Here is an 11,625-nt window from a genome sequence, read left to right on the forward strand (position 1 = left end):
CTATAAAAATAGTACCTTACCCAGCCTATTCCTTTGTTAGACAGTACCCATATCATCTGTTATAATTGTATGGGATTTTCATATTTCGCACTTTTGTCACTACTTGTACAAAAGAAAAATAGGGGGAGAGTTATGACGGCGTTATACGCAAACAATTACTTTATTGTTGTCATCTTTCTTTTGTTAGGTATCATTCTTCCTGTGGGAGCGCTTACGTTAGCTCGTTTTCTGCGCCCGCACAATCCTACTGAAGAAAAAAGAAAAACCTATGAAAGCGGGGTCGAGCCGGTCGGCTCAAGTTGGGTTCAGTTTAATGTAAAGTATTATATTTTCGCACTTCTTTTTGTCGTATTTGACGTAGAGACCGTATTTCTGTACCCATGGGCGGTTGCCTACGATCAATTAGGCCTATTTGCACTTATTGAAATGATTATTTTTATTGTGTTGCTTGTTATCGGCTTAGCCTATGCCTGGAAGAAGAAGGTGTTAGAATGGAACTAAACTTAGAAGGCATCACACTGGAAGAACAGCGCGAACTGCAGAAAAGCGTATTTTTTAGTACGTTTGAACAATTGAAAGCATGGGCACGAAGCAATTCGATTTGGCCGCTTACTTTTGGTCTCGCCTGCTGTGCCATTGAAATGATGGGTACTGGGGGAGCGAACTGGGATACCGACCGTTTCGGCGTGTTTTATCGCGCCTCACCGCGTCAGTCTGACTGCATGATCGTATCAGGTACCGTAACGAAGAAAATGGCGCCGCTCGTTCGCCGTCTTTATGACCAAATGGCCGAACCAAAGTGGGTAATCGCCATGGGTTCATGCGCAACCGCAGGCGGTCCGTATGTAAATTCATATGCGGTTGTAAAAGGCGTAGATCAGATTGTTCCGGTGGATGTATACATCCCTGGATGCCCGCCAAGCCCGCCTGCGTTAATCTACGGCATAAATAAATTGCAAGAGAAAATTCGCTATGAAGCAAAAACCGGGAAGAAGGTGACCGGTGCATGAGTGAAGAGAGACCGAAGCCAACGCCAGAAGAAAAGGCAAAGGCCGCCGCAGCCGCAAAAGCTGCAGCTGAAGCGAAGCGCAAACGCATGGAAGCGGATGCAGCCGGAACCGAACCGAAGCAGCCGGCCGCTGAAACATCCGCTGACGATGTAGCCAAAGCCAAAGCTGCTGCCGCTGCAAAGGCCGCAGGCGAAGCAAAGCGCAAGCGCATAGAAGCGGAAGGTGGTGCGGAAACGGCTGAACAGCCGGCCGCTGGTGATGCCGATGCCGTTGCAAAGGCGAAAGCCGCAGCCGCCGCGAAAGCGAAAGCAGCCGCCGCCGCTGCAGCCAAAGCTAAAGCCGCCGGCGCAGAAGGAAACGCCACCGATGCAGATGCGAAGGCCAAAGCGGCTGCTGCTGCTAAAGCAAAGGCCGCCGCAGCCGCTGCAGCCAAGGCGAAAGCAGCTGGTGCCGTCGGTGGTGGGGATGACGACAAAGCGAAAGCAGCCGCTGCTGCCAAAGCCAAGGCCGCTGCTGCAGCCGCAGCAAAAGCGAAAGCGGCCGGCGGGGCAGACGCTGAAGCGCCCGAAGCTCCAAAACCGCCGTCACCGAAACAACCCGTACTGGATAACATTGTGAAAGTTATTACAGATACGTTCGGCGCAGATGTGCTGGAGGATTCCTACATTAACGAACTGAGTGAACACATCCCGACGCTTATCGTAAAGAAGGAGAAATGGCACGATGTGGCCCGCCTCCTGTATGATAACGAGCAGCTCGCCTTCGATTACCTGTCGCTCAGCCTCGGCGTTGACTATGAAACCTACATGGAATCGCTCGTCTACCTCTATTCCTACAACCACCGTGAGAATGTCTGTGTCAAAGTAAAAGTGGACCGCGATAAGGCGGCCGTTGCTTCTGTAACCGACATCTGGGCCGGTGCGGACTGGTTCGAGCGGGAAACATACGACCTTTTAGGCATTACATATGAAGGTCACCCTAACATGAAGCGCATCATGCTCCCGGAAACATGGGTCGGCCATCCGCTTCGCAAAGATTACGTACAATACGATGAGGAGGTGTGAGGACAATGAGCCAGGGCACACAGATGAGAACCGAAGAAATGCTGCTCAACGTTGGTCCTCAGCATCCGAGTACACACGGGGTTTTTCGCCTAGTTGTAAAAATCGACGGGGAGACGATTACGGAAGCGACACCGATCATCGGCTACCTGCACCGTGGAACCGAGAAGCTGGCTGAAGATTTGAATTACACACAGATTATCCCGTATACGGACCGCATGGACTACATCTCGGCCATGACGAACAATTACATGATGGTTCATACGGTAGAAACATTGATGGGGCTCGAGATTCCGGAGCGTGCGGAACACCTGCGTGTCACCGTAATGGAGCTTCAGCGCGTGGCCAGCCACTTGCTGTGGTTCGGTACGTACTTGCTTGATTTAGGTGCGCTAAGCCCGCTCCTGTACGCCTTCATTGACCGGGAGAAAATTCTTAGCTTCTTTAACGAATTGTGCGGCGCCCGCCTAACCTACAACTATATGCGGGTCGGCGGTGTCAAATGGGATGCGCCGGAAGGCTGGATTGAGAAGGTAAAAGAGTTCGTTCCTTACATGCGCAACCAGATAAAAGACTACCATAAACTCGTAACGGGCAATGAAGTGCTTATCAACCGCTTAAAAGGAGTAGGGGTCATTACGCAGGAAGATGCGATTAACTACTCATTAAGCGGTGTCCAGCTTCGCTCAACGGGCATGAAGTGGGATTTGCGCAAAGACATTCCATACTCTATCTATGACAGGTTCCAGTTTGAAGTGCCGACGGAAACTGCGGGAGATTGTTTTGCCCGCTATTTAATCCGTTTGCGAGAGATGGAAGAATCACTGAATATCGTTGAACAGGCGGTTAACCAAATCCCTGAAGGGGAAGTCATGGCCAAAGTGCCGCGTGTGCTTCGTACCCCGCCGGGAGAAGCATTTACGAGAATTGAGTCGCCTCGCGGAGAAATCGGCTGCTACATCTCAAGTAACGGGAAAGATAAACCGTACCGCATTAAGTTCCGCCGTCCTTCCTTTGCTAACCTGCAAATCCTTTCCAAGCTTGTGGAGGGGCAGAACATTGCCGACATGGTAGCAATCCTGGGAAGCATTGATATCGTGTTAGGGGAGGTAGACGGGTAATGGGGGCTTATTTAGAACAGAGTTTAGGGTGGCAGAACGGCCTGGTATTTGTTGTTTCCGCCGCTGTTCTGCTTGGGATTGTACTGGGATTCGTAACCTATTCTATTTATTTTCAGCGTAAAATCCTCGGCTGGATGCAGCTGCGCGTCGGCCCGAACCGGGTTGGCCCGTTCGGTCTCCTGCAGACGGTCGCCGACGTATTGAAGCTTCTTCTGAAAGAAGATATCATTCCGAAAGCGGCAGACAAACCGCTGTTTATTATCGCACCGGTCATTGCCTTTATGCCGGCGTTCGCGGTTCTGGCCGTTATGCCGTTTACCGAAAACCTGCACTTTGCTGATGTCGGCGTCGGGCTGCTGTACTATATCGCCATTTCCGGCATTACCGTTCTCGGTATCGTAACCGGGGGATGGGCGTCCAATAACAAATGGGCCCTTATCGGTGCCATGCGTTCGGCCGCACAGATGATCAGCTATGAAATCCCGCTTGTCATGTCCGTTGTCGGCGTTATCCTCATGACGGGAAGCTTGAATCTCATCGATATCGTTGAGAAGCAGCGCGACATGCACATGTGGTTCATGATTCCGCAGTTTCTTGGATTTATCATTTTCGTTATTGCTCAGTTAGCGGAGTTAAGCCGTACCCCTTTTGACCTGACCGAAGCCGAATCCGAGCTGATTTCAGGTTATCACGTTGAGTACAGCGGTTTCCGCTGGGCGTTTTTTATGCTGACAGAGTATGTATACATCTTTGCCATGGCTTCTCTGACGACCGTGCTGTTCCTGGGCGGATGGCTGCCGCCGTTCGAATTCTTAAGCTTTATCCCTGGAATCGTCTGGTTCATTCTCAAGTTTGGTGCGATTGTCTTTTTTATCTTCTGGCTGCAGGCGACCTTCCCGCGGATGCGTGTCGATCAGCTCATGCAGATGGGATGGAAAGTGCTGCTGCCGCTGGCTCTCGTGAATATCCTTATCACCGCGATTGTGAAGACGGTCCTAATGTAGAAGGGGTGATAGTATGTTAGGTTTTGCTAAAGGAATGGCTTACACATTTAAACAGATGACCAAGAAAAAGGCCACACATATGTATCCGGATCAGGAGATGATCTGGCCGGAACGTTTCCGGGGCATTCAGCACTTCGCTCCGGATAAATGTATCGTATGTAACCAGTGCGCCCGTATCTGCCCGACAGGCTGTATTAACCTCATCGGGAAGAAAAGCGAAGACCCGAACAAAAAAGGAAAGATCATCGACACATACGACATTAACTTCGAGATTTGCATTCTATGCGATCTCTGTACAGAAGTATGCCCGACAGAAGCGATCGTTATGACAACGAATTTCGAGCTTGCCGCCTACAGCCGGGATGAACTGTTCAAAGACATGAAATGGCTTGATGATAATAACACGAACGTACGGGGAGGGAACGCCTAAATGACCGGGCAGTTTATCGCTTTCTTTGTTCTTTCCCTCCTGGCCATCGGTGGAGCGGTCTTCATGATCAGCTTCACCCGGGTTGTACATATGGTCGTTGCCCTTGCCTTTACGTTCCTTAGTATCGCCGGGCTTTACGTTTTGCTTGAGGCCGAGTTTGTCGGAATGACCCAGATTCTCGTTTATTCCGGTGCGATTTCTATTCTCATGCTGTTTGGAATCATGCTTACACGCCATGATGCATCGGAAACAAAGGAGAGGAAAGGGCCTTTCAAGTACATTGTTTTTGCCGCCATTGCTGTTTTTTTCGCGCTCGTTTTCTTCGGCATCCAGAGTGTGCAGTGGCCGGAAGAGGCTGCCGATTACTCGAAACAGAACAATGTAAAAGAAATCGGGATTCAAATGTTTACAAACTATGTCATTCCGTTTGAACTCGTTTCCGTCCTCCTGCTGGTAGCTCTTGTGGGTGCGATTATTCTGGCGAAGAAGGAGGCGGACGACCAATGAGTGTACCGATTACGTCTTACCTGCTGGTCGGACTGATCCTTTTCTGCGTCGGGCTTTACGGCGCGTTAACGAAGAGGAATGCGGTCGTAGTGTTGTTGTCGATTGAGCTTATGCTCAACGCGGTGAATATTAATCTTGTTGCGTTTGCGAAATACGGTATGTTTGCCAATATCTCAGGGCAGATTTTCTCCCTGTTTACGATTACAGTGGCAGCTGCAGAAGCGGCCGTAGGGCTAGCCATTCTCATCTCCCTCTACCGCAACCGCAATACGGTAAATGTTGATGAGATGGACTTAATGAAGCGATAGAATGGAAAAAGGACTGGTGACTCAATGGAAATGTTAGCAAATGCCTGGCTTGTACCGCTCTTTCCGCTCCTTGCTTTCGTACTGCTCCTAGCCTTCGGACGCCAGATGAAAGAAGCATCCGCGTATGTGGGAATTGCTGCGACACTCGCTTCTTTTATTGTTGCACTCCTTGTTTTCTTTGAGCGGTTTGCCAAGGGAGCTGAAGATTATATCAACATTGATTTCCACTGGTTAACCCTGGCCGGTCATAAAATTATGATGGGCTATGAAGTAACCCAGTTGAACGCAATGATGCTCGTGATTGTTACGTTTGTCAGCATGCTGGTAAACATTTATTCTAAAGGCTACATGCACGGAGACGAACGCTTTTCCGTGTTCTATCAATATCTTGCACTTTTTACTTTCTCTATGCTTGGTGTTGTTCTTTCGCCGAACATTCTTCAATTGTACATATTCTGGGAGCTCGTAGGGGTTTGCTCCTTCCTCCTCGTCGGCTTTTACTACTTTAAGCCGGAAGCGAAGGCGGCCGCCAAGAAGGCTTTTATCGTAACCCGGATCGGGGACGTTGGCCTTTTTATCGGAATTGCCCTTATCTTCTGGTGGTTCAGAAGCTTTAATTACAGCGATATTTTCAACGCTGTTCATTCAGGAACGGTAGAAGGCTGGAAGATTACCCTCGTCGGCATCCTCGTGTTTATCGGCGCGGTCGGTAAATCCGGTCAGTTCCCGCTGCATACGTGGCTGCCGGATGCCATGGAAGGCCCGACACCGGTCAGTGCGTTAATCCACGCCGCAACGATGGTTGCAGCCGGTGTCTACCTCGTGGCGCGGATGTACGACCTGTACCTTGCTTCTCCGGTTGCGACCGATGTTGTCGCGTACGTCGGGGGCTTTACGGCGATTTTCGCGGCTTCGATCGGTTTAACACAGCGCGACATTAAACGCGTGCTCGCGTATTCAACCGTCAGCCAGCTCGGTTACATGATGCTTGCCCTTGGTGCGGCCAGTGCGGCCGGCTATGTCGCCGGTACGTTCCACCTGATGACGCACGCATTCTTCAAAGCATTGCTCTTCCTCGGTGCCGGCAGCGTGATTCACGCGGTACACACCCAGGACATTTTCGAGATGGGCGGCCTGTGGAAGAAGATGCGCATTACTGGCGCCGTATTCTTAATCGGCTGTCTTGCCATTGCCGGTATCTTCCCGTTTGCGGGCTTCTGGTCGAAGGAAGAAATCCTGACGGCGACCCTTGCATCCGGGCGGTACGACCTATTTGCGGCTGGAGTAATCGCCGCGTTCTTTACCGCTTTCTATATGTTCCGCCTGTTCTTCCTAACGTTTACGGGAGAGGACAAATCCGGCGGACATGCGCACGAGTCTCCGGGCGTGATGACGTTCCCGATGATTCTGCTGGCCATTCTTGCCGTTGTGGCTGGCTTTATCAATACACCATGGGCCCCGGTACTCGGCTCCTGGTTAACGAATGACTTTACCGCTTTCCATGTGGAAGGGCACGAGGAGCACGGCGGCCCAATTTGGGTAACGATTCTGGCGCTCGCCGTATCGCTCGCGGGAATTTTCCTCGCGTGGACGATGTACGGCAAACGTTCCGCCTCTTCCCAGGGAATCGGCGGCCCGCTGTACCGTCTGTCCTTCAACAAATATTACATTGATGAGATTTACGATACGGTATTTGTTCGTCCGCTGGCGGCGATCGGGAAATTCCTGAACCTGGTGGATATTTATATCATTGATGGCCTTGTGCGCGTGGTCGCTGCGTTTACGCGCGGAGTCGGCAAGACGGGTTCACGCGTACAGAACGGTCAGGTGCAAACATACGGAGCGGTCGCCTTCGTCGGCCTCGTTCTCTTGATTGCGGGTCTGACTTTTGCAGGGGGGTATTTCGGATAATGGCGAATTATTTTCTTACCATCTTAACGTTCTCACCGCTTCTCGGTGTGCTGCTGCTCGCCTTCGTTCCGAAAACCAGGGCAGGTACAATTAAAGCGATTGGGATTCTCGCGACGCTCATTCCGCTCGTCCTTGCCGTGATGCTCTATGTGAATTTCGACCAGGCAGCCAAAGGGCTTCAGCTCGTCCAGCAGTCAAACTGGATTAACATTCCGGTAGGTCAGGATGCGCTCCACATTAAATATGAGATGGGCGTGGACGGCCTTTCGATGCCGCTTGTTGTGCTGACGGCTGTTATCGGCACGATGGCTGCCATTGCCGCGTTAACGATTAACAAGCGCTGGAAAGAGTTTTACATCCTGTTCTTAATTATAGAGATGGGGATGTTCGGTGTATTTACCGCGCTCAACCTGTTCCAGTTCTTCGTGTTCTTTGAATTTACGATTATCCCAATGTTTTTCATGTTCGGCATCTGGGGCTATCAGGACCGCGAAAAAGCGGCGATGAAGTTCCTCCTTTACAACGGCGTCGGTTCGGCGATTATGCTCATCGTGTTTGTAGCCCTGTTCATGAATACATTAACGATTAATATGGAGGAAATCCGGCAAGCACTGACCAACCCAATGTCTCCATTTAATGTGGATGAAGGGCTGCGCTTTGGATTGTTCCTCGCGCTGTTGATTGCTTTTGCGATTAAAATTCCGGTTGTGCCTTTCCACACGTGGATGCTCAAGGCGTACGAGGAAGGCCACCCTGCAGTTATTATGATTTCATCCGGTGTTCTCATTAAAATCGGGGGCTATGGCCTCATCCGGATGAACGCCGCCTTCTTCCCGCAGTGGATGGACCAGATGGCAACGTTCATCGCCATTCTCGGTGTCATTAACATACTATACGGAGCGGTGCTCGCCCTTGCGCAAGATGATCTCAAGCTTGTGCTCGCATATTCGAGCGTGAGCCATATGGGAATTGTGCTTCTCGGCCTGGCCGCGATGAATGCAGAAGGCTTCCAGGGTGCGATTTTCCAGATGGTATCCCATGGACTAATTGCGGCGCTCATGTTCTATATGGTTTCGATTGTGCATGAACGAACAGACACGACGAACATCAGCGAGCTGGGCGGCCTGGCCAAGTCGATGCCGGTGATCAGCGGCGTGCTGCTCACAGCGATGATGGCGTCTGTCGGCCTGCCGGGAATGTCCGGCTTCATCAGTGAATTCCTTGCGTTTCTCGGCCTGTTCGGCACAAGGCCGGCCATTGCGGCTGTAGGTGCGCTCGGCATTATCCTGACCGCGGTTTATTTATTACGTGCCGTTCTCGGCACAACGTTTGGCCCGATTCAAGCAAAATACGAATCGCTTTCCGATGCGCGGGCATTTGAAGTGGTTCCGATGGTTGTCCTGCTCAGCCTGGTCATCCTCATCGGCGTATATCCTGCCGTGCTGAGTGAACCGCTGCAGGCAACGCTGCAAAATATCGTGCCAAGGATAGGAGGGTAAACCGATGAATGGTGCCAGCAAGTGGGGAAACCTGGCCAATTTTGACTGGTCGGTCATGACCCCCGAATTTACCATACTAGGTGTTGCCACACTCCTTTCGCTGCTCGATCTTGTGTTTTCGAAGAAAACGGATCGACGCATTCTGGCATGGATTGGTCTTCTCGGCATTATTGTCGCAGGATACTTCGTGGTACGAAACACCGGCAAAGATGTCGTCTCGATTATGAATGATATGTACCGCCTGGATTCGTTTGCGAATGGGTTTAAGCTCATCTTCCTGAGCGGTGTAGCCCTGGTGTTCCTTATCTCCATCAACTATGTGGATGAGCAGAAGAACATCCTTTATTCCGGCGAGTACTACTACCTTATATTAACCGCCCTGCTCGGGGCGATGATTATGGCTTCTTCCGCGGATTTAATTACGCTGTTTGTCGGGCTTGAGCTGCTGTCTATCTCATCCTACATCCTGGTCGGAACGAGGAAGAACCATATTCAATCGAACGAGTCTTCGTTTAAGTACGTTGTATCCGGCGGAATCGCGACGGCGATTACGCTGTACGGAATGTCGTTTATTTACGGCTTGACGGGTTCCACCAATCTGTACGTCATCGCGGAACGCTTGACTGCTGCGTACCAGAGCGGCTTCAGCTATCTTGTTCTGCTCGCGTTTTTCCTTGTGCTGGTCGGCCTGGCGTTCAAAATCTCCGCCGTTCCGTACCACATGTGGGCGCCGGATGTGTACCAGGGAGCACCAACGCCGATTACCGCGTTTCTGTCCGTCGTTTCTAAAGCAGCCGGGTTTGCGATCATCCTGCGCATCTTCCTCGTTGCGTTCGGCGGCCTGTTCGAAATGGGGGCAGCCAACCAGCCGGTATCGGTTCTGCTTGATAAGCTTTCGCTGTACATTGGCATTGTCGCCGCGGCTTCGATGATTATCGGAAACACGATGGCGCTGCGCCAGGTGAACATCAAGCGGATGATGGCGTACTCGGGGATTGCGCAGGCCGGATACCTGCTCGTGCCTTTTGCTACGTTCACGCTGCTCATGTATGAACAGACGATTTTCTATTTTGTCGCCTACCTGCTCGCCAACATGGGGATTTTCGCGATTATTATGATTGTGAACCGCGATCAGAATACAGAGGACGTGAAGTCGTTTGCAGGCCTGTACCACCGGGCGCCGTGGATAGCACTGGCGATGACGTTCTTCGTCCTCTCCCTTGCAGGAATTCCAGTAACCGCCGGGTTCTTCGGGAAGTTCTACATCTTTATCAGTTCGGTCGCGCACCACAATTACTGGCTCGCCGGCATTATGATGGCGACGAGCGTTGTATCATACTATTATTATTTTGGCGTCATTCGCCAGATGTATATGCGCCCGGGAAAAACGGAAGCACGGCTTAAGGTGCCGGTATCGATTGCGGTTGTCGTTCTCATTGCCGTGGTCGGCACGATTGCGGCGGGCATTATGCCGGATCTTGTGATGAACTATATTCACAGCCACTTCCCGTTCCAGCAAATGCTGCAGCCTGGACCGCAGCAAGCCGCACCGCAATAAATAACAGAGGAATGCCCCGGATTCGCTTATGTGGTAAAATAGCGGGTGGGGCGCTCCTCTTTTTTGCGTTTCAGGGGTGCAGGCAAACATAATATATTAGTAAGGAAGTGACTATACAATGGCAATGGCAGGCGCAATTAATATCGTGCTTTCCCTTATTTTTATCGCGCTCAGCTTCTGGACGCTGCAGACGTTCCGCTTCGACTTGTTTCTTAGCAACCCGAAAGGCCCGCAGGCGAAGCTATTGCAAATCTTCCTGTCCATCGTAATCGGGCACTCAGTTTCCACCTTCTTCTCCGATTATTTCGGGTGGACGCGGATGCTCCAGGGATTTTTCTAATTGGCGCATCGAATAGTATAACTCACCCTTATCTCGTGCAAACTGAGTAGTAAAAAAGATGCGCGGGAGAGGGTACAAAATGAATAAAAAAATCAATCTTACCAATACACTGTCTTTTGTGATGATTTTAATCATGTTATCCGGTTATATGCTGTATGGGCGAACCGCCGCAGCGGAGAACAGAAACGAACAGCAGCTGCAGCAATCCTTCGACGACCTCCGATCATTAACGGACGCGGTAAAGACGACCGGTGCAAATGTAACAGAGGTGCAATTTCGCATGAAATGGAGTGATATGCGCTTTAAAAGCATGGAAGAAGCCGAAGCGTTTCGTTCACAATTGGCGAAAAAAGTCGGAATTGCCAGCTGGGACGAAGCGAGCCAGCCGTCTGTCCAAATCTACCAGGGCCACGGCAAAATGAGTGTGGGAGCGGACGTAGAAGCATACGTAAGCCTTTCCCCCTCCGCAAGCAAAAATGAGGCGAGAATGGGTTTATCATTACAAATTCGAGGTAAAGAATACCAGGTGAATTCCATGGCAACTATGACCGAAGACGTGCTGCGAATTGTCGGAAATAGGACTGATTTACCGCAAATTAGCTCTTGTGCCAAAGGATTTTTTAATGGTAAACTGGAAAATGACTTGCAAAAGCAGAAAATCGGTCAGGTTCTGGCACGATTCGACGCAAAGGTTGTCGAGAAGCTGGAAGAAAAAATGGTTTTGAGCTATTCAGCCTATTCACCCCTACTCAGTACTAAAATCACTACGGACCATAAAGCAATGAATCTGCAGATTGCAACTCACACAAATACAATTAAGCATCAAACAACATTAACACTAGGAACACCAATTATTACAACGGAATATTAGCAGGA

At 50.6% G+C, this 11,625-nt stretch carries 13 protein-coding genes; all 13 read left to right on the top strand.

What is annotated here, in order from left to right:
- Positions 1-132: 132 nt before the first annotated feature.
- Entirely contained in the window at positions 133-501 is a 369-nt protein-coding gene (locus tag MBEAL2_RS02700; protein ID WP_047150798.1) for an NADH-quinone oxidoreductase subunit A, read from the top strand.
- Complete coding sequence (locus MBEAL2_RS02705) at positions 492-1,010, top strand: NuoB/complex I 20 kDa subunit family protein (RefSeq protein WP_047150799.1); 519 nt, start codon at positions 492-494, stop codon at positions 1,008-1,010. Before MBEAL2_RS02700 ends, MBEAL2_RS02705 begins: the two co-directional genes overlap by 10 nt.
- Positions 1,007-2,074, top strand: a complete 1,068-nt coding sequence (locus MBEAL2_RS02710; RefSeq protein ID WP_047150800.1) for an NADH-quinone oxidoreductase subunit C — start codon at positions 1,007-1,009, stop codon at positions 2,072-2,074. Before MBEAL2_RS02705 ends, MBEAL2_RS02710 begins: the two co-directional genes overlap by 4 nt.
- Positions 2,075-2,079: 5 nt before the next feature.
- A complete protein-coding gene (locus MBEAL2_RS02715) occupies positions 2,080-3,192 on the top strand; it encodes an NADH-quinone oxidoreductase subunit D (protein ID WP_152667676.1) in 1,113 nt (370 codons plus the stop codon).
- Positions 3,192-4,196, top strand: coding sequence for an NADH-quinone oxidoreductase subunit NuoH (gene nuoH / locus MBEAL2_RS02720; RefSeq protein ID WP_047150801.1), 1,005 nt, complete (start codon positions 3,192-3,194; stop codon positions 4,194-4,196). The genes MBEAL2_RS02715 and nuoH overlap by 1 nt, the downstream gene beginning before the upstream one ends.
- A 13-nt stretch (positions 4,197-4,209) precedes the next feature.
- The gene (nuoI, locus tag MBEAL2_RS02725; protein ID WP_047150802.1) at positions 4,210-4,626 is read left to right on the top strand and encodes an NADH-quinone oxidoreductase subunit NuoI; all 417 of its coding nucleotides are present in this window, start codon (positions 4,210-4,212) and stop codon (positions 4,624-4,626) included.
- On the top strand, positions 4,627-5,133 hold the full coding sequence (locus MBEAL2_RS02730) for an NADH-quinone oxidoreductase subunit J (protein ID WP_047150803.1): 507 nt from the start codon (positions 4,627-4,629) through the stop codon (positions 5,131-5,133). It begins immediately after the preceding gene.
- Positions 5,130-5,441, top strand: coding sequence for an NADH-quinone oxidoreductase subunit NuoK (gene nuoK, locus MBEAL2_RS02735; RefSeq protein ID WP_047150804.1), 312 nt, complete (start codon positions 5,130-5,132; stop codon positions 5,439-5,441). The genes MBEAL2_RS02730 and nuoK overlap by 4 nt, the downstream gene beginning before the upstream one ends.
- A 30-nt stretch (positions 5,442-5,471) precedes the next feature.
- On the top strand, positions 5,472-7,352 hold the full coding sequence (gene nuoL, locus MBEAL2_RS02740) for an NADH-quinone oxidoreductase subunit L (protein ID WP_439644817.1): 1,881 nt from the start codon (positions 5,472-5,474) through the stop codon (positions 7,350-7,352).
- Positions 7,352-8,851, top strand: coding sequence for a complex I subunit 4 family protein (locus MBEAL2_RS02745; protein WP_047150806.1), 1,500 nt, complete (start codon positions 7,352-7,354; stop codon positions 8,849-8,851). Before nuoL ends, MBEAL2_RS02745 begins: the two co-directional genes overlap by 1 nt.
- Positions 8,852-8,855: 4 nt before the next feature.
- Positions 8,856-10,409, top strand: coding sequence for an NADH-quinone oxidoreductase subunit NuoN (gene nuoN / locus MBEAL2_RS02750; RefSeq protein WP_047150807.1), 1,554 nt, complete (start codon positions 8,856-8,858; stop codon positions 10,407-10,409).
- A 118-nt stretch (positions 10,410-10,527) separates the two neighbouring features.
- The gene (locus MBEAL2_RS02755) at positions 10,528-10,749 is read left to right on the top strand and encodes a DUF1146 family protein (RefSeq protein WP_047150808.1); all 222 of its coding nucleotides are present in this window, start codon (positions 10,528-10,530) and stop codon (positions 10,747-10,749) included.
- Positions 10,750-10,828: 79 nt separating this feature from the next.
- Positions 10,829-11,620, top strand: coding sequence for a YwmB family TATA-box binding protein (locus tag MBEAL2_RS28790; protein ID WP_052947385.1), 792 nt, complete (start codon positions 10,829-10,831; stop codon positions 11,618-11,620).
- Positions 11,621-11,625: the final 5 nt, after the last annotated feature.

Origin of the sequence: Aneurinibacillus tyrosinisolvens, assembly GCF_001015055.1 — a bacterium.
Taxonomy (GTDB): domain Bacteria; phylum Bacillota; class Bacilli; order Aneurinibacillales; family Aneurinibacillaceae; genus Aneurinibacillus_A; species Aneurinibacillus_A tyrosinisolvens.